This is a genomic window from Bacillus sp. NMCC4, assembly GCF_002998555.1.
Classification (GTDB): domain Bacteria; phylum Bacillota; class Bacilli; order Bacillales; family Bacillaceae; genus Bacillus.
The window spans coordinates 308,100-328,912 of sequence record NZ_PVRA01000004.1; the positions used below are offsets into that span (position 1 = coordinate 308,100).

General features: G+C 40.3%; 19 protein-coding genes. 14 read left to right on the forward strand and 5 right to left on the reverse strand.

All coding sequences use genetic code 11. From position 1 onward, the window contains the following. The first annotated feature begins 11 nt into the window (after positions 1-11). A complete protein-coding gene (locus C6Y02_RS11270; RefSeq protein ID WP_034661461.1) occupies positions 12-1,052 on the forward strand; it encodes a 2,3-butanediol dehydrogenase in 1,041 nt (346 codons plus the stop codon). A gap of 124 nt (positions 1,053-1,176) precedes the next feature. Then, positions 1,177-2,007 (forward strand): manganese catalase, encoded by an 831-nt coding sequence (locus C6Y02_RS11275; RefSeq protein ID WP_106031267.1) that lies wholly within the window; start codon positions 1,177-1,179, stop codon positions 2,005-2,007. A gap of 37 nt (positions 2,008-2,044) precedes the next feature. Here C6Y02_RS11275 and C6Y02_RS11280 read toward each other — a convergent pair whose 3' ends face one another. Genes C6Y02_RS11280 through C6Y02_RS11295 form a run of 4 tightly spaced genes read right to left on the reverse strand, consistent with a single transcriptional unit; the run spans position 2,045 to position 5,087 of the window. Beyond that, complete coding sequence (locus C6Y02_RS11280) at positions 2,045-2,758, reverse strand: amino acid ABC transporter permease (protein ID WP_106031268.1); 714 nt, start codon at positions 2,756-2,758, stop codon at positions 2,045-2,047. A gap of 12 nt (positions 2,759-2,770) precedes the next feature. After that, on the reverse strand, positions 2,771-3,469 hold the full coding sequence (locus C6Y02_RS11285) for an amino acid ABC transporter permease (RefSeq protein WP_066030620.1): 699 nt from the start codon (positions 3,467-3,469) through the stop codon (positions 2,771-2,773). Next, positions 3,466-4,326: an amino acid ABC transporter substrate-binding protein gene (locus C6Y02_RS11290; protein ID WP_034661452.1), complete on the reverse strand. Its 861-nt coding sequence runs from the start codon at positions 4,324-4,326 to the stop codon at positions 3,466-3,468. The genes C6Y02_RS11285 and C6Y02_RS11290 overlap by 4 nt, the downstream gene beginning before the upstream one ends. Then, positions 4,323-5,087 carry an amino acid ABC transporter ATP-binding protein gene (locus C6Y02_RS11295; RefSeq protein ID WP_189318154.1) on the reverse strand — a complete coding sequence of 255 codons (765 nt, stop codon included), beginning with the start codon at positions 5,085-5,087 and terminating at the stop codon, positions 4,323-4,325. The genes C6Y02_RS11290 and C6Y02_RS11295 overlap by 4 nt, the downstream gene beginning before the upstream one ends. A 144-nt stretch (positions 5,088-5,231) precedes the next feature. On the opposite strand from C6Y02_RS11295, the gene C6Y02_RS11300 reads away from it, so the two are divergent. From C6Y02_RS11300 to C6Y02_RS11350, 12 genes are all read left to right on the forward strand, one after another. Beyond that, entirely contained in the window at positions 5,232-6,395 is a 1,164-nt protein-coding gene (locus tag C6Y02_RS11300; RefSeq protein WP_106031270.1) for an acyl-CoA dehydrogenase family protein, read from the forward strand. A 123-nt stretch (positions 6,396-6,518) separates the two neighbouring features. Continuing rightward, complete coding sequence (blaBPU, locus tag C6Y02_RS11305) at positions 6,519-7,307, forward strand: BPU family class D beta-lactamase (protein ID WP_106031302.1); 789 nt, start codon at positions 6,519-6,521, stop codon at positions 7,305-7,307. Between the two features lie 168 nt (positions 7,308-7,475). After that, positions 7,476-14,510 (forward strand): DNRLRE domain-containing protein, encoded by a 7,035-nt coding sequence (locus C6Y02_RS11310; RefSeq protein ID WP_106031271.1) that lies wholly within the window; start codon positions 7,476-7,478, stop codon positions 14,508-14,510. A 3-nt stretch (positions 14,511-14,513) separates the two neighbouring features. Beyond that, the gene (locus tag C6Y02_RS11315; RefSeq protein ID WP_050943707.1) at positions 14,514-14,756 is read left to right on the forward strand and encodes a DNA-binding protein; all 243 of its coding nucleotides are present in this window, start codon (positions 14,514-14,516) and stop codon (positions 14,754-14,756) included. A gap of 391 nt (positions 14,757-15,147) precedes the next feature. Next, positions 15,148-15,276, forward strand: a complete 129-nt coding sequence (locus C6Y02_RS19795) for a YxiG family protein (protein ID WP_486187571.1) — start codon at positions 15,148-15,150, stop codon at positions 15,274-15,276. 59 nt (positions 15,277-15,335) lie between these two features. After that, positions 15,336-15,680: a YxiJ family protein gene (locus tag C6Y02_RS11320; RefSeq protein WP_060596619.1), complete on the forward strand. Its 345-nt coding sequence runs from the start codon at positions 15,336-15,338 to the stop codon at positions 15,678-15,680. Between the two features lie 21 nt (positions 15,681-15,701). Further along, on the forward strand, positions 15,702-16,001 hold the full coding sequence (locus C6Y02_RS11325) for a hypothetical protein (protein WP_223256546.1): 300 nt from the start codon (positions 15,702-15,704) through the stop codon (positions 15,999-16,001). A gap of 131 nt (positions 16,002-16,132) precedes the next feature. After that, positions 16,133-17,002, forward strand: coding sequence for an alpha/beta hydrolase (locus C6Y02_RS11330; RefSeq protein ID WP_106031272.1), 870 nt, complete (start codon positions 16,133-16,135; stop codon positions 17,000-17,002). A 75-nt stretch (positions 17,003-17,077) separates the two neighbouring features. Continuing rightward, a complete protein-coding gene (gene hxlR, locus C6Y02_RS11335; RefSeq protein WP_060596621.1) occupies positions 17,078-17,434 on the forward strand; it encodes a transcriptional activator HxlR in 357 nt (118 codons plus the stop codon). A gap of 188 nt (positions 17,435-17,622) precedes the next feature. After that, complete coding sequence (gene hxlA / locus C6Y02_RS11340; protein WP_060596622.1) at positions 17,623-18,255, forward strand: 3-hexulose-6-phosphate synthase; 633 nt, start codon at positions 17,623-17,625, stop codon at positions 18,253-18,255. After that, positions 18,252-18,809, forward strand: coding sequence for a 6-phospho-3-hexuloisomerase (hxlB, locus tag C6Y02_RS11345; RefSeq protein WP_106031273.1), 558 nt, complete (start codon positions 18,252-18,254; stop codon positions 18,807-18,809). Before hxlA ends, hxlB begins: the two co-directional genes overlap by 4 nt. 141 nt (positions 18,810-18,950) lie before the next feature. After that, a complete protein-coding gene (locus C6Y02_RS11350) occupies positions 18,951-19,676 on the forward strand; it encodes a DsbA family oxidoreductase (protein WP_106031274.1) in 726 nt (241 codons plus the stop codon). Positions 19,677-19,709: 33 nt separating this feature from the next. Here C6Y02_RS11350 and C6Y02_RS11355 read toward each other — a convergent pair whose 3' ends face one another. Continuing rightward, positions 19,710-20,810, reverse strand: coding sequence for a GntR family transcriptional regulator (locus C6Y02_RS11355; protein ID WP_106031275.1), 1,101 nt, complete (start codon positions 20,808-20,810; stop codon positions 19,710-19,712). Positions 20,811-20,813 lie beyond the last annotated feature (3 nt).

Here is a 20,813-nt window from a genome sequence, read left to right on the forward strand (position 1 = left end):
GAGTCTTACACATGAAAGCACTACGCTGGCACGATCAAAAGGACATTCGACTAGAGGAAATTGACGAACCAACAGTTGCTCCAGGAAAAGTGAAACTAAAAGTAAAATGGTGCGGCATTTGTGGTAGTGATTTACATGAATATTTAGGAGGACCGATTTTCATTCCAGTGAATGAACCTCATCCACTTACAAAAGAAAAAGCACCCGTTACGCTGGGACACGAGTTCTCTGGTGAGGTTGTTGAAGTAGGAGAAGGCGTGAGCAATTACAAAGTAGGCGACCGAGTGGTTGTTGAGCCTATTTTTGCGACTCACGGACACCAAGGTGCTTACAACTTAGATGAAAACATGGGCTTTTTAGGACTTGCCGGAGGCGGCGGTGGATTCTCTGAATATGTATCTGTCGATGAAGAATTACTTCATTTATTACCAGACGAAATCTCATATGAGCAAGGTGCGCTTGTAGAGCCTTCTGCAGTTGCTTTATATGCTGTTCGTTCTAGTAAAGTACAAGCTGGGGATACAGCGGCTGTGTTTGGCTGCGGACCAATTGGCTTACTTGTCATTGAAGCATTAAAAGCAGCTGGTGCTACTGATATTTACGCAGTAGAATTATCTAAAGAACGCCAAGAAAAAGCTAAAGAGCTTGGAGCGATCATTGTTGATCCTTCTCAATATGAAGATGTTGTTCAAGAAATCGCAAGCCGTACAAACGGTGGCGTCGATGTTTCTTTTGAAGTGACAGGTGTACCTGTAGTATTGAAGCAAGCAATCCAATCAACAAGAATTTCAGGTGAAACAGTCATTGTGAGCATTTGGGAAAAAGGCGCAGAAATTCTGCCAAATGACATTGTCATTAAAGAACGTACAGTCAAAGGAATTATCGGCTACAGAGACGTATTCCCATCTGTATTAAACTTAATGAGAAAAGGCTATTTCTCTGCAGATACGCTCGTCACGAAAAAAATCAAGCTGGACGATGTGATCGAGGATGGTTTCCATGCATTAATCAATGAAAAAGATCAAGTGAAAATTTTAGTTAGTGCTGAGTAGGATGACAAAGGGAATGGCAGAGGCCATTCTCTTTTTTTGTGCACATATTCTACTCATTTTCATAAAGAGGCATGTGGTTGAATAGTGATAAGTGAAAAGATGTTTTGATAAGGGAGATGACATCATGTTTTATCACATCAAAGAACTGCAATATGAAGCAAAGCCCTCCAAGCCTGATCCGCTTTACGCGAAAAAGCTACAAGAAGTATTAGGCGGACAATATGGAGAAATTAGTGTCATGATGCAATATTTATTTCAAGGCTTTAATTGCCGGGCAGATCAAAAATACAGAGATTTATTGTTTGACATAGGGACAGAGGAAATTGGTCATGTCGAAATGCTGGCGACGATGATCGCGCGTTTACTAGATAAAGCACCGGTTAAAGAACAAGAACAGGCGTATCAAAGTGATCCAGCGCTTGCAGCTGTCATGGGTGGAATGAATCCTCAGCATGCAATTGTTGCCGGTTTAGGAGCTATGGCAGCAGATAGTCAAGGGTATCCGTGGAATGCCAAGTATATCATTGCAAGTGGAAATTTAATGGCTGATTTTAGGGCCAACTTAAATGCAGAATCACAAGGGAGGCTTCAGGTTACAAGGCTCTACGAAATGACCGATGATCGCGGCGTGAAGGATATGCTTTCTTTTCTTATTGCTCGTGATACATATCATCAAAATATGTGGCTTGCGGCCATTAAAGAATTAGAAGAACGAGAAGGGGACGTCGTCGTACCAACCACCTTCCCGCGCTCACTAGAAAAACAGCAAGTATCCTATGATCTGTTTAACTTCTCAAGAGGAGAAGCAAGCAAGGAAGGCAGATGGGCATATGGCCGAAGCATGGATGGAAAAGGGGAATTCAGATATATTTCTGCACCAGTCGTGTTCGGTTCCGCACCAAAACTAAAACCCGCACCAAAGGAACTGTTTAACACACCGAAAAAAGGCGAATAAAAAAAGCCGGTCAGGTATTTGAGCCTGATCGGCTTTTTTAACGTCCAAGAGATCTTCCGTACACGCTGACACGTTTCTCTAACAAGGCAAAAGCGAGTTCAAAGAAAATGCTCAGCAGCCAATAGATCAAAGCAGAGACGAGGTACGTTTCTAAAAACTGATAGCCGTCATTCGCAATGATTCGGGAAATCCCCATGATTTCAAGTACTCCAATCGTAAACGAAAGAGAGGTGGCTTTTAATAGCTGAATGAGCTGATTGCCTAGGTTCGGTAAGGCGACCACAAAGGCCTGCGGCAAAATAATGCGCATCATCGCCTGGCGCGTCGTCATACCCACAATTTTTGCCGCTTCAAGCTGCCCTTTGTCTACCGCAAGGAGTGCACTCCGAACCACCTCTGTTAAATGGGCGGCTGAATGGAGGCTGAAGGTAATGAGGGCAACAGCTAATGGGGAGACCATATCTGGATGAAAGGTCAGCCCGAATGTACCGCTCACTTTGGTTAGAACAAAAGGGAGCCCATAAAAGAAAGCGAACAGCTGAACAATAAGAGGCGTTCCTCTAAAAAAGGAGACATAGAGTGTCACAAGCTGCCTGAGTACAGAAATGCGAAAGAGACGAATGAAAGCAAAAACAGATCCGATCAAAAGGCTCACAGCCATGGAAACGAGTGCAATCAATAAAGTAAAAGGAACGCCTTTTAGAATATGAGGTACTTGGTCAATCGCAAATTGAATATCAATGGTTTGCATCAAATCGCCTCCTTAACGTGACAGGCTGGTGCGGCCTTTTACAAATTTCCTTTCAAGCAGCATGGTGATCAGTTCAATGCTCATGCAAATGAGCCAATACACAATCGCAATGATCGCGTACACTTCAAACATGCCGATCCCGTAGTTATTTCCTAAAATGATCTTCACCTGTCCCATGATATCAATAAGTCCGATTGTAAAGGCAATCGCTGTGTCTTTCACGAGATCAATGGTGTAATTTCCGAGGTTTGGCAGTGCAATGAGAAAGGCCTGCGGGATAATAATCCTGATCAAGGCCTGTGTATCTGTCATCCCAACAATGTAGGCGGCCTCCAGCTGGTCCTTCCCAACAGATGAATACGCACTGCGAAAGACTTCAGATAAATAAGCGCCAGTATGTAAAGAAAACGTCATCATCACAAATAACACACGATCCCAATGATTGATTTGCATCCCTGCGACAAGTAAAAGCTGAGGCAGTCCAAAATAAATCAAAAACAACTGAACAATTAAAGGCGTACTTCGTGTAAAAGATAAATAGATAACAGCCAATTGCTTCAGCACTGGGATTTGCTTGATACGAATGAAAGCAAATAGCAACCCGATGATGATAGCAAAAAACAATGACACCGTAATAATGAGAAAAGTGAGTGGCAGGCGTTCAAGCACCTGTAAAAAGATGCGCAGCCAATCTCCAGCTGTAAACGTCATGACGCTTCCTTCCTTTCTTCATTTTGATCCCCTTGCTCTGAGATGTCATCAATATTTTGAAAGAAATCAACACCAAACCACTTTTTCGCAAGCTTAGGCAGTGTTCCATCATCAATCATTTCTTGTGTGATCCGGTCCAAATCTGCTGCAAGCTGCTTCTCGCTTGGCTGTAAGACAAGATAGATAGGCTCCTTTGACACAATGCCGCCAACTTTGACCTTTAGGTTCAAATGCTTTTGAATGGTATCAAAGGTTGAAATGTTCATAAATGCTGCATCGGACCGTCCGCTTTCAACACGTTTTAAGTTGAGTTCATTTGAAGGACTTTCAATGGTCGTCAGTGGAATATCCGGATCATGCTCTTTATTATATTGATTTAATATCGAACGCAAGCCTCCGCTAGGACTGACAGGAGCCAGTTTTTTAGATGTCATATCATCAAGCGATCGAATCTCCTTGTCTGATTCATTCACAATTAAACCTGTCATCGAATAGCCATACGGGACCTTAGGGTAAAGGAACCGCTTTTCACGTTCAGGGTTACTAAAAAACCAATTAGCCGCCATTTCAAACTTCCCTGCGCCTACACCGATTAAATTGGATTCTTCTTCGCCAAAAATGTAATCAAAATGTACGTGGGGAAGCCTCTTTTCCACTTCATTTAAATAATCAATGTTATAGCCAATCGGTTCGTTTCGGTCATTTGTTGCTAAAAAGGGTGGATTGACCTCTGCACTCAGTGCGACTTTCACAATTTGTCTGCCGTCATCTGTCGTGGTTTTCACACTGCTGCAGCCAATCAGAGAAAGGAGAAACAGAAGGACACCGGACATCATGAATGCTGTCTTTTGCTTCATTTGTCTTTCTCCGATCCTTGCCACATTCCGCGATGAATTCTTGATAAAAATTGTTTCGTTCGTTCATGCTGTGGCTTCAACAGGACGTCTTCTGGTGAGCCTTTTTCAACGATTTCGCCATCTGCCATAAAGATCACCGTATCCGCCACGTCCTTTGCAAAAGAAATTTCATGCGTCACAATGACCATCGTCATCCCTTGGCTCGCAATATCTTTCATCATTTCAAGAATTTCTCCTATCATCTCTGGGTCCAGTGCCGACGTAGGTTCATCAAACAAAAGGACTGAAGGGTTCATCGCAAGAGCGCGGGCTATGCCAATTCGCTGCTGCTGACCGCCAGATAATTCACTCGGAAATGCCTCTTTTTTATGCAGCAGTCCAATCCGCGCTAAAAATTGCTCTCCGACTTTTTCTGCTTCTTTCTTAGACATGTTTTGAGACACAATCAATCCTTCTGTAATATTTTCAAGTGCTCGTTTATTCTGAAACAAGTGATAATGCTGAAACACCATGGAAGATTGCTGCCTGAGTTTTAGAAGATCTTTTTTATGATATTGTTCAAATTGAATTGTGGCTTCACCAACTGTCAGCTCTCCTTTGTCTGGAATATCAAGGCTGTTTAAGCTGCGAAGAAGTGTTGTTTTTCCAGATCCACTCGGTCCAATAATGGCGACCACTTCACCTTCTTGTACGGTGAAATCAATGCCTTTTAACACATGGGTCTGCCCATAAGATTTATGTAGATTAGTAGCTGAAATCATAAAAGCATCACGTTCCTTTGACAGATGTACTTAATATTGATAAAATTTAACACATTAAATCCTATAAGTAAAGTGTGTTTTATTTATTCCGATTGGAAAAATCAGATATGATAGATTGTGAGAAACAGAGGAGTTGGATACGTTTTGTCTAAAGCATTATTTGTCGATACCGATTTTCAAAAAACATGGCTCAATCAACTAGAATCTCTTCGTGAAACGATCGAACAAAACGCAAAAAAACATGATGAAGGCGCTTATTTTCCTAAAAAGAATATCGAATCATTAGTAAACATGGGATATACAACCCTGTCTCTTCCCGCTGAATATGGAGGCGGAGGTCAATCTGTGACGGATATGGTTCTGTTTCAAGAAACGCTTGGTAGCATGGACGGAGCGACTGCCTTATCGATCGGCTGGCATCAAGGGGTTGTAGGCGAAATCTACGAAAAGAAACAATGGAATGAGAAGCAGCTGCAATTCTTTGCGGAAGAAGTGAAGAAGGGTGCCCTTGTCAACCGTGCCGTGAGCGAGGCGCAGACAGGCAGTCCAACAAGAGGGGGCAAGCCTGGGACAACAGCCACTAGATCAGGTAATGAGTGGATCATCAATGGACGTAAAATTTTCACAACGATGTCACCAGCGCTTACATACTTTTTAGTCGGCGTATGGATCGAGGAAAAAGAGGCGATGGGATTCTTCTTAATTCATCGTGAGACAGAAGGTGTTTCAATAGAAGAAACGTGGAATGTTGTGGGCATGAGAGGAACAGAAAGCCATGATTTAATCTTAGATCAGGTTAAGGTCTCAGATGACATGCTTGTTGAGGTGCAAAAAGGGCCACGGGGTGGTACGCTAAATCCTTGGATTGCACACATTCCTTCCTGCTATTTAGGGATTGCGCAAGCGGCGAGAGACTATGCTGTTCAGTATGCCATCACCCATTCACCGAACAGCATCAGCGGAACGATTAGTGATCTGCCAAATGTCCAAACACTTATTGGTGAAATCGACTTACTATTAAAGCAGGCACGCCACGTCATCTACTCAACGACGACATTGTATGAAAAGCCGGAGAAAAGAGAGCTGTTAATCAATGAATTCGGCGCTGTGAAACATACAGTCGTCAATCACAGTCTACAAGTTGTCGATAAAACCATGCGTTTAGTCGGTGCGAAAAGCTTAAGCCTTGACTGTCCACTGCAGCGTTACTATCGAGATATTCGGGCCGGGCTCCATAACCCGCCAATGGACGATATGACGATTTCAAAAATTGCGAAGCAGGCCATTGAAGAGAAAAAAGAAAGCTAATATACAGCAAAAAGCCGGATGAACCGGCTTTTTTTGTTTGAAAGAAAAGAGGACAAGCGTACCTTATATCTCATCGCTCAACATGCTACAATCAATGGAATCATGGGAAAAGGAGCGATTGTTTTGAAGAAAAAGTATATAAAATGGCTCATTACTGGCATGATGCTGATGGCACTTTGTATAAGCCAGCCTTCATCAACTGAAGGAGCATCACCAGCATGGTCAGTAGATGAATTCTTGAAAGACCGGGAAGGCACGTTTGTGATTCAAGAAGTAAAAGAAAAGTCCCCTTGGGTGTATAACAAAAAAAGAGCGAAAGAGCGCTTTGCACCTCAATCGACATTTAAGGTAGCAAATGCCTTAATCGGACTCCAGACAGGCGCAGTGAGAGATGAATACGACATCAAATATTGGGATGGCGTAAAAAGAGAGATTGACAACTGGAATAGAGATCATACATTAGGATCTGGGATGAGAGATTCAGTCGTCTGGTACTATCAAGCCATGGCACGTGACATTGGAGAAGAACGCATGAATCATTGGGTGAAAGCCATTCATTATGGGAACAAAGACATATCTGGCGGAATCGATCAATTTTGGTTAAGCAGTACCCTGCGAATTTCTCCTATCGAACAAGTTCGTTTTCTCAAACAGCTATATGAAGAGACTCTTCCATTTGACCTAAAGAACATGAGAACAGTCAAACGAATGATGGTACAAGAAGAAGAGAAACACGCCACCCTATACGGAAAAACAGGCTCGGGATCAGGCATCGGCTGGTACGTAGGTTTTATCAAACATGAAAACAAAACCTACATCTTTGCCACAAATATCAAAGGCACAGGCATAGAAGCAAAAGACATCACCTATCGCATTTTGAAAAAATATCATTTGATGGAAGCATCCGTTTAGGGTGCTTTTTTATATGCGAAAAAGGGGATATATTGATAAGTTGATGATATATGGATTAGTTTGAAAGAATGATATATTTATAGAAATATATTGAAGTATCATTTCAAATGTATTATTATATATGGCGTAATGTTACAAATGTTACAAATATATGATAAGGAGATTAATATGAACCTAAAAAGTAAAGTGAATTGGAAAAGAAATATTGCAGCACTACTAGCGTTTGTGATGCTTTTATCAATGTTACCTTCTGACATTTTTGCGGAAGAACATGACAAAAATACAAAATCAAGTCATAACAGCTTAGAAGAGTTAGGTGATTCAAAGGCTCTGGAAATGGCAGGCATTGACGAAGATGAAATTGGAAAAGATAGAGAAGTTTTTTCAGAAAGAACAGAAAACAGCAAGCTTTTTTATGAAGGAGAGGGTGTATTTACACAAGAGGTATATCCTGATCCTATTCATATTAAAGAGGCTCCAGATGCTGAATGGGAGGACATCTCTCCAGAATTAAAGACGATCTCGAAAAAAGAAATAGAAACAGAAAATGCAAAGTTAGAATCAACTTTTCAAAAACAAATGCAGCTTGGATTATATGCCACATTTGAACACAAGAAGCATCAAATGGATTTTTCAATTTTAAAAGCTTCAGGGAAAAACAAATCAGAAATCAATTCCAAAGATACCTCTGCACAATTTAAAGAGAACACCAACGAGCTTACATATGAAGAGGTATTTCCAAATATAGATTTACGATCATTCACCTTTAATGAAAACATCAAGGAAGATATTGTACTCAATCAATATGATGGCTACAATTCATTTACATTTAAAATAAAGACAGATCTAACTGGGGAAATTGAGGAAGACGGTTCTATTACATTTTATGATCAGAAAAAACGGACCATTTTTCAAGTTCCAAAACCGTTTATGACGGATTCTAATTTAGATGAAAAGTCAGGTGAAGTGGCTCGCTCAGAAGATGTGAGCTTTAAATTAGAAAAAGAAGACGATGGCTATTTACTTCATGTGACAGCAGATGAAAAATGGCTCAAAGATCCTGAACGAGTTTATCCTGTGTCTATCGATCCTTCGACTTCTTTATCTGTATCAGCAGACACATTTATCATGAGTAAGTACCCAACAACAAATTATTCATCCTCTACGCAAAAATGGGACGCTAAACTTAAAAGTTATGTACTCAAAACAGGTTATTACGATAAAACAACTGGTACAAACTATGCGTTCATGAAGTTTAACTCATTCAAACCGATTCAAAATATGAATGTAACAAAAGCGACGCTTAAAACGTATGTTGCTCACTCATATTACGGGACGAAGGCTACTGGTCTTTGGCTGGATACAGTGAATGCCAACTATGATCATACAAAACTAACGTGGAACAATAAACCAAGCTCCAAAAACATCGGCAAAGCCAATGTATATAAAGGACAATGGGCGAGTTATGATGTGACATCAACCATCAAAGCTTGGAATAGCGGAACAGCTAACTATGGCTTTAAATTACATGCAAATGGAAATGGGCAAGACCATTGGAAAAAAATAATCTCATCAACAAACTCTACCAATAAACCAGTCATTGAAGTAACGTATACCATTCCACAGGCAAATGCACCAACTGTAAAAGGTTTTAGTAATGGAAATGGTACAGGTTACTTCAATTTAAGCTGGAAAAAGGTGTCTGGCGCAAAAGGCTACAAAGTGTGGCTATACAACGGAAAAGAGTATGAAGCCATTTCAGTTGGAAATGTGGCGTCATGGAGTACAAAAGGAAAGAATATATGGCCGACAGCGAGCGAGATTGCAGCAAAAAAATATAAACTCCATTTAGATGGAAAAGGCGGGACTGAATTAGCAGTTGATCCTTCCCCGGTTTACAAAAACTCAGGCGGAAATTATGCGGCAAGTAAAAATTATTGGGTAGCTGTAAGTGCGATTTTTGACCAAGGTGAAGGTGCAATGTCCGCAAAAGTAAAACCTTTTGTGCCGAATATTGCAAGAGCGAAAGCACCTAGTACAAAAGGCTTCAATAATAACAACGCAACAGGTTACTTTGATCTTTCTTGGAATACAGTTTCCGGTGCGACCGGTTATAAAATACAAATGTTTAATGGGAAAAGCTATGAGACATTGGATCTCGGGAATCAAACATCATGGTCAACAAAAGGGAAAAAAGTATGGCCGACAGCTGCTGAGATCAAAGCAGGTAAATATGCATTGCACCTCCAAGATGGAAAAGGGGCGGAGCTTCCAATTCATCCTGGTGCGACTTACAAAAATGCTGGAGGAGATGCGGCTCAAAAACATTATTCCTTCAGAGTGATTGCCTATAATAAAGATGGAGAAGCCATTGCTTCACCGCCAGCTGGACCAACTTTACCTGATGTATCTAGACCGAAAGCTTTATCTGGATATGCTTATACCAATACAAAAGAGAGCCAAACAGGTTATTTCAATTTACATTGGGACAAAGTGAAAAATGCAAAAGGATATAAAATTAACATCTATAACGGTAAGGCATATCAATCATTTGATGTGGGTGATGTCGATCACTGGACAACACAAAACAAGAATATTTGGCCGACTCCTACTGAAGTTAAAAGTGGGAAATATGTGCTTCATACAGATGGAAAGGGCGGAGAATTAGCGCTAGACCCATCACCAGTATATGAAAATGCAAATGGAAATTATAAAGGACGCAAGAACTACTCCTTTACCCTTTCCGCCTACGATGCAAATGGAGAAACCATTCCGACACCAGCCTTTAACCCGACATTCCATGAAGGGGCCGAATTCCTTGGAACAGAGGATTACTGGTCGATTATTGATATACCAGACGGCCAGCTGAATGGTGCAACTGGGAATGTGATTGTCAGTGAAGAAGAAATGTCGATTGATGGAAGAGGACCAGGGCTTGGAATTGGTCGAACGTACAATAGTTTAGATGCAGCTGACCACCTGTTTGGTCAAGGGTGGTACACAGATGTAGAAACGAGTATCACGCCAACAAAAGAAGGTGTCATCTATCTTGATGAAGATGCCACAACTCATGTTTTTACAAAAAAAGCAGATGGTACGTATCAACCACCAACAGGTATTTTCCTTGAATTAACGGAATCAAAAGATGAATACATGTTAAAAACGAAGGATCAAACCTTTGCACACTTTAGTAAAAACGGTGGGAAAATCACCAAGGTTGTAGATGGACATAAAAATACAACGACATACAAATATAACGAAAACAATCAGCTCACTTCAATAGAAGATGCATCTGGCCGAAAAATAACAATGGATTATGATGAAGATGGTCATATCATCTCGGTTCAAGGACCAAAAGGGAAAAAGCTTTCATATGAGTATGATGCAGGTTTACTAACGAAAGTCATAGATTCAGATGGAACAAGTATCTCATATGAATACGATAAAGAAGGCAGATTGATTAAACAATTCTCTCAAAACAGTACAAAAGATCAGCCTGTTTTTACAGAATATCAATATGAAAATCATCGTTTAGTCAAGGCAATTAATGCAAAAAAAGAAACCTTTGAGTATGCATATGATTTGTCTAAAAAGACACTCATGCTAACGCAGCCAAACGGGCGAAAAATACAGTATACGTATAACGAAGCAGCCAATCCAATTCAAGTTGTAGATGATGCGGAAGGACTTAAAATCACCACTAAAACCAAATATGAAGGCAACCAAATCGTAGAAGAAACTGACCCAAATGATGTAGAGAAAGGAAAAGCTACAGAAAGCTATTCGTATGACAAAAATGGCAACGTCATTCAGGCGAAAGATGCTTACGGGACAGAAACCTACGAATATAACAAAAATAATGATGTCACTAAAGTGAAAGATACAGAAGGAGATATTACAGATATCGCCTACGATGGATTAGATGCTGTATCTGAAACGGATCAAAGTGGAAATATGTCTTCAGCAAGTATTTATGACTCGTACGGGAATTTGGTACAAACGAGTAAAGAACTTGCTGCAGGTGCGAGTATATTAAAAAATGGCAGTTTTGAAGATACGCTAACTGGCTGGAAGCTTACAGCATCTAAGGATGACGGGAAATTAGCGCAAACAGCTGGAAAAAGTGGTCCGTTATCTGGCGGCAGAGTATTAGAGGTCAGTTCACAGTCGACAACTGAAGGAACAGAACTTGGCTATTCTTCTGCTACTCAAGAAGTGACACTAGAGCCAAATACGACGTATACACTGAGTGGAAAAATCAAGACAGAGCTAACGAAAGCAAGAGCATTTTTTAACATCGATTTAAGAGATACAAACAACAAGCGAATTCAATGGATCAGTAACGGTTACAGTACATTATCAGGCAAAAACGATTGGACAAAACGCCAAGTTACGTTTACGACGCCATCTCATGCAGGCAGAGCTGTGATCTATATGGAAGTGGATCATCGAGATAAGGCTGGAAAAGGAAAAGCCTGGTTCGATGAGATTCAGATAGAAAAAGGCGAAGTTTCATCAAGTTATAATCCAGTCAAAAATAATTCCTTTACGGATAAAACAACAAGCTGGAGTGGAACAGGTGGTTCATTAGATAATGAAGAAGGCTTTAACGATGACGTTTCGTTAAAAATGACAAGAACCTCTTCAACTCAAGCAAATGCCATCTATAAACAATCTGTACCGATTGAACAAAGTGCGAATGATCAATCTGTGTATGTCACATTGACTGGGATGTCTAAGGCTGAAAATGTCAAAGCCTCAAATGAAAATGACTACTCACTTCAAGCGTCCGTTACGTATACAGATGGCACAACAGGAACGTTTAATGCCAAATTCCCAACCGGTACACAGGAGTGGAACCGAGCGGCGGTTGTCATACCAAAAACAAAACCATTGAAAAAAGTCGACGTTCAGATTGTTTTCCAAAAAAGCGCGACTGGAACGGTTTGGTTTGATGATATCCGTCTAGTCGAAGGAAGTCTTTTAACGAAAACCACTTACGACGAAAAAGGGAACTATGCAGTTAAAGAAGAGGATGAGCTTGGTTACTCATCTCAATCTGCCTACGATGAAACAGGCAAAAAACTTTCTGAAACAGATGCGAAAGGCGAAAAAACAACATTCGAATATGACCAGGCTGATCAGCTGAAGAAAATCACTTTATCTAACGGGACATCCATTGTGAGAACGTATGATAAAGAGGGCAATGAACAGTCGAAAACCATTCGTGCAGAGTCAGATCAGACGTATCGATTCGAATACGACCTAATGGGAAAATTGACAAAAACCATTGATCCATTAGGGAATGTGTTGAAAAGTGAATATGATGCGAATAGCAACTTAATCAAAACCATTTCTGCAAATGGGCATGAAGTGTCTCTCACGTATGATGGAACAGACCGAGTGAAATCCAAGTCATACAATGGGACAGAAAAATATCACTTTAGCTATGATAAAAACGGAAACGAAACAACAGTTGTTAACAAAGAACAAAACACAACCAAAAACAGAACGTTCGACCAACAAAACCGCATCACAAAGTTAACAGAGCGTGGCAACAGCCAAACTTGGACATATCCAGCCAATTCAGACAAACTGAAATCCTTTGAGTGGACACACGGAAATCAAAAAGGAACGAACCAATTCAGTTACAATAAGCTTGATCAAATGACGCAGATGAAGGATTCGAATTCTACGTATTCGTTTGATTATGATGAAAATGGAAATGTTCAGTCCTTTATTACAGGTAACGGCAGTGGTGCTAGCTTTGCTTATGATGAGCGCAACTTAATCAATGATTTGCACATTGGAACAAGCCAAGGGGCAACGATCTTAAACGAAGCTTACGAATATGATCAAAATGGAAACAGAATAACGGTTGATCAAGGAAGCAACGGGAAGATTCGATATGAATATGGAAAATTAGATCAATTGATCAAAGAAGCTCATCCTGATGGCACGGTTATTGAATACACATATGATGGGTTTGGAAACAGAAAAACAGTTACGACTGAAAAAAATGGCACTAAAAAAACAATCAACGCATCATTCAACATCATGAACCAACTGACAAAGGTAAATGATGAGACTTTAACTTATGACAAAAATGGCAACCGAACGTCTGACGGACAATTCCTTTATGAATGGGATGCAGAAGATAACATAACGGCCATCAAGAAAAAAGGCGAAGACAAGCCATTTGTCACTTACAAATATGATGAGCGTGGATATAGAATTCAAAAAACAGTGAATGGAAAAGTCACCAATTACTTTTATGACGGCGACAGCTTGAATGTTTTATACGAAACAGATGGAGACAACGAAGTCACAAAAGCATACACATACGGTGAGAGTGGACAACTCCTATCATTCACGCAAAATGGAAACAAATATTTCTATCACTACAATGCACACGGTGATGTCATTGCCATGACCAATAGTGCAGGGAAAATCGTTGCTGAGTACGAATACGATACATGGGGCGTCCCAACAAAGGTAAAAGAAGATGAAGAAGTAAAAGGAAACCCATATCGCTATGCAGGTTACCGCTTCGACGAAGAAACAGGACTTTACTATTTAATCGCCCGCTACTATGAACCAAGAAACGGCGTATTCCTATCACTTGACCCAGACCCAGGAAGCGATGGAGATGCACTAGATCAAAACGGATATACCTATGGCAACAACAACCCAGTCATGAATGTAGACCCAGACGGCCATTGGGTATGGTTTGTTGTCAATGCAGGATTTGCGGTATATGATGGATACAAAGCTTATAAATCAGGCAAGGGCTGGAAAGGCGCAGCTTTAGCAGCAGCTTCGAATTTTGGACCTGGGAAGGTATTTAAGGTGTTAAAAGTAGTAAAGCGTGCTAAACGATCTTCAAATATTGCCCACAATGCTGCTAGGCATAGCAAATTAAAAGAACATTATAAGCAATCACAAAAATATGGCAAGGCAAAAGTTAGGCATTTATCTGGGGGACGTTACCGTTACTATGGCCACGTAACACCGGCTAAGAAAAAAGGGGAAATGGCGGGCAGAAGAGTAGTAAGAGAATGGAATTATAAAACAGGAAAAAAGAGAACATGGCATGAAACTATTGATCATCGTGGTAAAGTAAGACAAGTAAGACCACAAAATGGTAAAGTTAAAGTGCATTACCGCTTTAACAGTAAAGGTCAGTATATAGGGAAGTGGTAATTTATGGTCGAACCAGAAATGATAGACTGTATAAATAAAATACAAAAAGTCTTAAATGGGACTATGACGAGAGAAGAAGTTTCTGATTGGGCTGAGATTTATGTTAGTGCAGATGATCCTGAAGTCGATGATGAAAAAGTTTGGGATATGCTGATTCTTCTAAGTGGAATTGATTTGAAAGATGCTCCCAATTCCTATTTCCACACAGAAGAGGATTTGGAAGAATGGATAAGAAAATATAAATAGCTTTAGTAGAAATGTGCCTTTTAGTATTTTATTCACTAAAAGGCGCATTTTTTGTTATTTATTTGTTGCCCAAATTTTAAACATGAGAAGATATGCCAAAAGGGTATATAGTTTTATGGAACCTTATAAACTTTTACGAAAGTTAAAGTAAGTATATTGTTATAGAGGTAATACAAAAGAAGTCCAAGAATTAAAAATTATTCTACAAATATAAGTAAAAAGTAATTCAAGAGAATAATTGAAAATAAAATAATCAAAATTACAAAATGTCACTCATCATGAAATACGATTTATAAATGTGGTAAGGTAATTCTAGATTTGAAGAATTAATAACAGAAGGGGTAAAATAGAAAATTTTAAATCTGTCTTTCATCTTTATGATACAGGGAACTTGAACAATGAACTACTTGAAGAATTTGATTCAAATGCAAATTTTCTATTTAACATCGATGGGATGTTACTCGCAATAGAATCGAAAAACGTATGTTTCGATTCACAAGAATTTGTTTGCAGTGTATAGGAAGATCTTATTAGCGTCTAAATAAGAATTAAAAACAATGAGAGGTTGGGGAGAAATCCATGAAAATCAGCCGTGATAAACAATGTTTATTCGATGATGTAAAACAACGTTATCAATACTTATTAGATTCATCTTATCCAGATGATATCATCTCTTTTGAAGAAGAAACTGGTATGTACTCAGATGATTTTTATATGTTTTTTTCACTTGTTGCAGGCAGCTTAAGTTATGTGGTCGATCATAAACGAATACCGAAAAAACAGTTAAACGTGCTGCGTCAGTCATTTGAAGAGCAATATCCCCAAATCAAAACGTATCAACAGATCCTTGAATCGTATCCTTTATTGCATTCCTATGTTCAATACCATGAAGAAACAAGAAAACAAATCATTGCACTTATATAATAACCTCTTGGAGGACAAACGATGACATGGTTTTTAGATGAAAAAGTCCAGAAACAAATCCGTGATTTCAATATCAACCATCCAAAGCAAATCAATGAATTTCACTACTTTAAAGAGTATAATGAACATTACGACTTGATCAACTGTATTCATCTACACATCCCATACGAATCTGCAACCCATAAAGCAGACATTCATCTGAAATTTACCAACGTCTCTTCTGTTCAAATCAAAGATTTGGAGTTAACAAACGATTCCTCTCTTTTTTTGAACATTCAACTTTTGGATAGAGGCTGGGAATGTTTGAATTACTTTGTCTAAGATTATGAAGAACAGTATTTTTCTTTTTATTGTGAAACGGTTCAAGTCATACAAGTCGTTTCAAATGAATCGGGCTAGTCTCTCTACATATGTGCGAATCATGCTTCCCCATCCCAACATAGAAAGGTGCAATGACATTGAATCGAATGATGAAGTGGCTTTTATTTGCAGCAGTCATCGCTGGCTTATTGGTATGCGCATTTTTTGTGTTCCGTTTCAACCAGCCTAAGCCGACGACAAACATCCATTATGCAGACACACAAAACAAACAGCAAACACTCGATATGTATATGCCAAAGGGAAAAGATGAAGACAATAAGAAGAAGCATCCAGTCATGATCTATCTCCATGGCGGCGGCTGGACAGGCGGCGATAAGAATAGAGTCGCTTCAAAGGCTGATTATTTTACGGGTCAAGGGTATGTGTTTGTTTCGATGAATTACAGGCTTCACCCTGATGCCAACTATGAGCAGATGGCAGATGATACGGCAAACGCCATTAAATGGGTCAAGGATCATGCAGGTGAATATCAAATCGATTCATCAAAAATCAACATGATGGGACATTCGGCAGGCGGTCATTTAACGGCATTGGTGGCCACAGATTCAACTTATTTAAAACGTGTTGGATTGTCGCCAAAAACGATCAATTCCATCGTGATTTTAGATGGACCGTTAAACATCAATCAATTTATACAAGCCATACCATCGTACAAAAAGGTGTTTGGCAAACAGGAGAAGAACTGGACAAAGGCATCACCTGTCACTTATATGAATCAAGCGAATGTACCGCCTGTTTATTTAGTCACAGGCTGGGAAAATCCAGAGGTGTACCGATTTGCAGAAAAACTGAATCATGATAAAGGCTCGCGATTTGTTTTTCGGGTTCATTCGCTGAGCCACAGTGACTTGAATAAATGGTTTGGATCAGACAGGGCGCCAAAAGAAGCGCAAGACATGACAAAAGCTGTTATGGCTTTTGTCAAAAAACAAAATCAATAACGAAGACCGTATGCTAGGCAATCCATTTTGCCGCAGTATATGATAAAGCGTAAATGGTTCGTACCAAAGGAGTGTATGTCGTTGTCATCACGTATGGAAAATAAAGTGTTTAATTGCGAAAAAGAGCTGACGCTGAATATTATCGGCGGTAAGTGGAAAATGCTGATTTTATGGCACCTTGGCAGAGAAGGGACAAAACGGTTTGGTGAGCTAAAGTCGTTAATGCCTGGGATTACGCAAAGAATGCTTGTCAATCAGTTAAGAGAATTAGAGGAAGATCACATTGTGCATCGGGAGGTTTATCCTGTCGTTCCGCCAAAGGTTGAGTATTCCCTCACAGAACTAGGAGAAAGCTTAATGCCGATTTTAGAGGCGATGTATGATTGGGGAAAACAGTATATCGACAGCAATTTCTTAAAGGATGATAAATAGTAATACATGCAAAAGATACTGGTCGAAAGACAGTATCTTTTTTGTGACCATATGCGAAAAAGTATAGTATGTAAAAAAAAAGTGCGTACTTGGATTGCTTCACTCCTGTTGTTATACTCATTTCATCGTTCAAGATGCATCATTCGCGGAGCTCTTGAAGATGAGATGAAAAACGGGAGTGAACATTGATGAAATTACAATTAGCATTAGATTTAGTGAATATACCAGAAGCGATTGAGCTGATCAAAGAAGTAGAAGCATCTATTGATGTGGTCGAAATTGGGACACCTGTTGTGATCAACGAAGGCTTGCGTGCTGTAAAAGAAGTCAAACAGGCTTTTCCGAATTTACGTGTACTCGCTGATCTGAAAATTATGGATGCTGCCGGCTATGAAGTGCAGCAGGCATCTGAAGCTGGAGCAGATATCGTGACCATTCTTGCAGCGGCAGAAGATATGTCCATTCAAGGAGCCGTGAAAGAAGCGAAAGCAAGAGGGAAACAGATTTTAGTGGATATGATAGGTATCAAAGATATCGCTGGCCGGGCAAAAGAGCTGGATGAGCTTGGAGTCGACTATATTTGTGTGCACACAGGCTATGATCTGCAAGCGGTTGGTCAAAACTCATTTGCTGACCTTCTGACCATTAAACAAGTCGTCAAACAAGCGAAAACAGCGATTGCAGGCGGAATTAAGCTTGATACGTTACCTGAAGTCGTAAAATTAAATCCTGATTTGATCATTGTCGGCGGTGGTATCGCAAGCCAGGATAATAAAGCAGAAGTAGCCGCACAAATGAAGCAGCTGATCGCACAATCATGAAGACCAGTGACTATGTGAAAGCCATTTTAAATGAGCTTTCTGAGCACTCGCCGGATATTCAAGACGAACAGGCAGAGCGCCTTGTCTCAAGCATTTTAACTGCAAGAAAGGTCTTTGTGTCAGGGGCTGGCAGGTCTGGTTTGATGGGAAAATCATTTGCCATGAGACTTACACATATTGGCGTCAAGGCTTATGTGATCGGTGAGACCAATACTCCTTCCTTTACAGAAGAAGATCTCTTGATTGTGGGGAGCGGCTCTGGTCGAACAGAGACCTTGCTAGTCCTTGCAAAAAAGGCAAAAGCAATTGGCGGAAAAGTGGCAGCATTCACGCTTTCAGTTGACTCACCTCTAGCTGATCTATCGGATGAAGTCATTTTACTGTCAGGTGCGCCGAAGGATCAAAAGGAAGGAAGCCATCATACCATTCAGCCAATGGGCTCGCTATTTGAGCAATCGCTTCTTCTGACATACGATGCGGTCATCTTGCGTTTAATGGAAATAAAAGAAATCGATACACATAAAATGTACGGTCACCATGCAAATTTAGAATAGCTATTTTCAAAGCCTTTCCTTTCTTAGAAGGAGAGGCTTTTTTTATCTAAATCAAGAGCAGAATCTTGACATCATCTATTTGATGTAACTATAATTGTTACATCGTTAAAGAAAAAGCGTAAGCTCGGAAGGAAGATGAAGATGAAAGTACAAATCTGGTCAGATATCGCCTGTCCTTTTTGTTATATAGGAAAAAAACAACTAGAAACAGCGCTTGAACAATTCCCTCAAAAGGAACAGGTAGAAATCGAGTTTAAAAGCTTTGAGCTTGATCCACATGCACCCGTTGATGTCGATTATGATGTCCATGATATGCTCGTCAAAAAATATGGGATGAGCCGCAGCCAGGCCATGGCGATGAATGAGCAGGTGAAGCAGGCCGGCAAAGAGAAAGGAATCGATTTTCAATTTGATCCACTCGTGTTGACAAACACCTTTGATGCCCATCGATTGGCGCAATATGCTGGTCAAATGGGGAAAGGCGATTTCGTCATGGGAGAGCTGTTTCAAGCGTATTTTACAGATGGAAAGCATGTTGGTGATCGTCAAACCCTTTTAGAAATTGCAGAAAAAGCAGGTCTTGATCTGAAGGAAGTACAGCAAGTTTTAAGCGGCGAAGATTTTGCAGATCATGTACGAAAAGACGAAAAAGAGGCGAGACAGCTTGGCGTTTCTGCTGTTCCTTTTTTCTTATTGAATGGCAAATATTCAGTGGCAGGTGCACAGCCAGCCGATACCTTCCTTCGTGCACTTGAAGCGGCATGGACAGAAGAAGCAGCTCAAGCTGAGAAAGCGGCTGCCAATGCATTTGAAGCAGCATGTGCAGACGGCGTATGCGCAGTGCCTGCCCCTAAAGAAGATATCTAATCATATAAAAAATGAGCCTCCTGCGGCAAGGGCTCATTTTTTTCTTGCATTCATTTGTTTGATCGTTTCACCTGGAACCAATTCAGGTTCGTAAAAGGTTTGATGAGGGAGATTCTTTTTTCCTTGAACTTTTTTAATCATCCAGCCTGCCGCATCCCGGCCCATTTGCTCCTGAGGGTGGGTCAATGTTGTCAGCTTCACATGGGCATTTTTCTGGGCTATATACGAATTATCCTGTCCAATAATGGAGAGATCCTCTGGAATGGACAGCCCGATGTCACTGCATACATTGGCAACTTCTAATCCAACCTCGTCGTTATAGCAAACAAGGGCAGTCAGCTCATGCTGATGCTCTATTAAGAAAGTTTTGATATCATCTCCCAAATGCTGCTTCGATTCTGTATCGAAAAAGAGGACGTGCTCAGGCAGAAAATTAAGCTTGGCTTCACCGAGCGCTTGAATATATCCCTTCATTCGGTACTTTCCCTGTAAGTCATCTGTTTTTGAGATCAGGCCGATTTGCTGATGTCCAGAGGTGATCAGCTCTTTTGTGGCTAAATAGCTGGACTTCACATCATCTAAACAGAGAAAGGGAACCTCTAACTGCTCGTAATAGGCATTGATCATAATGAGCGGTACATCCTGTTCTTTAAAAGATAGGTAGTACGAGATGTTCGGATTATATAAATTGCTTTTCGTCGGCTCGACAATGAGTCCGTCCACACCAAATGACAGCATCATTTCCAGCGCTTTTTTCTCCTGTTCCACATCATTATTCGTACTTGCCAGTAACAAAGAATAGTTCTCTTCGTTTAATCGGCTTTCAATGCCTCGAATAATAGAAGGGAAAATGTAATCGGATATGTATGTCGTGATAACCCCAATCGTTTTCATATGTGCATGTCCAGCAGGCTTTGCTTGATATTGATTGGTCACAAATGTACCTGAGCCCTTTTCACTTCGCAAAAACCCTTCGCTCGACAATTCTAAGATGGCCTTTCGAACCGTATGCCTGCTCACTTGATACATCTCCTGCAGGCTTGATTCGGTTGGAATACGTTCCCCGATCCGGTAATCCCCTGTGAGTATTTTGCTTTTTATATCATCGATAATGATCTGGTACTTCTTTTTCATCGT

What these genes read in the sequence shown, in the direction of transcription:
- C6Y02_RS11355 (WP_106031275.1), bottom strand. Translation starts at nt 20,810, where the DNA reads ATGAAAAAGAAGTACCAGATCATTATCGATGATATAAAAAGCAAAATA.
- C6Y02_RS11295 (WP_189318154.1), bottom strand. Translation starts at nt 5,087, where the DNA reads ATGATTTCAGCTACTAATCTACATAAATCTTATGGGCAGACCCATGTG.
- C6Y02_RS11285 (WP_066030620.1), bottom strand. Translation starts at nt 3,469, where the DNA reads ATGACGTTTACAGCTGGAGATTGGCTGCGCATCTTTTTACAGGTGCTT.
- C6Y02_RS11350 (WP_106031274.1), top strand. Translation starts at nt 18,951, where the DNA reads ATGAAAGTACAAATCTGGTCAGATATCGCCTGTCCTTTTTGTTATATA.
- hxlB (WP_106031273.1), top strand. Translation starts at nt 18,252, where the DNA reads ATGAAGACCAGTGACTATGTGAAAGCCATTTTAAATGAGCTTTCTGAG.
- C6Y02_RS11330 (WP_106031272.1), top strand. Translation starts at nt 16,133, where the DNA reads ATGACATTGAATCGAATGATGAAGTGGCTTTTATTTGCAGCAGTCATC.
- C6Y02_RS11290 (WP_034661452.1), bottom strand. Translation starts at nt 4,326, where the DNA reads ATGAAGCAAAAGACAGCATTCATGATGTCCGGTGTCCTTCTGTTTCTC.
- C6Y02_RS11310 (WP_106031271.1), top strand. Translation starts at nt 7,476, where the DNA reads ATGAACCTAAAAAGTAAAGTGAATTGGAAAAGAAATATTGCAGCACTA.
- hxlR (WP_060596621.1), top strand. Translation starts at nt 17,078, where the DNA reads ATGTCGTTGTCATCACGTATGGAAAATAAAGTGTTTAATTGCGAAAAA.
- hxlA (WP_060596622.1), top strand. Translation starts at nt 17,623, where the DNA reads ATGAAATTACAATTAGCATTAGATTTAGTGAATATACCAGAAGCGATT.
- C6Y02_RS11325 (WP_223256546.1), top strand. Translation starts at nt 15,702, where the DNA reads ATGACATGGTTTTTAGATGAAAAAGTCCAGAAACAAATCCGTGATTTC.
- C6Y02_RS11275 (WP_106031267.1), top strand. Translation starts at nt 1,177, where the DNA reads ATGTTTTATCACATCAAAGAACTGCAATATGAAGCAAAGCCCTCCAAG.
- C6Y02_RS11315 (WP_050943707.1), top strand. Translation starts at nt 14,514, where the DNA reads ATGGTCGAACCAGAAATGATAGACTGTATAAATAAAATACAAAAAGTC.
- C6Y02_RS11280 (WP_106031268.1), bottom strand. Translation starts at nt 2,758, where the DNA reads ATGCAAACCATTGATATTCAATTTGCGATTGACCAAGTACCTCATATT.
- C6Y02_RS11320 (WP_060596619.1), top strand. Translation starts at nt 15,336, where the DNA reads ATGAAAATCAGCCGTGATAAACAATGTTTATTCGATGATGTAAAACAA.
- C6Y02_RS11270 (WP_034661461.1), top strand. Translation starts at nt 12, where the DNA reads ATGAAAGCACTACGCTGGCACGATCAAAAGGACATTCGACTAGAGGAA.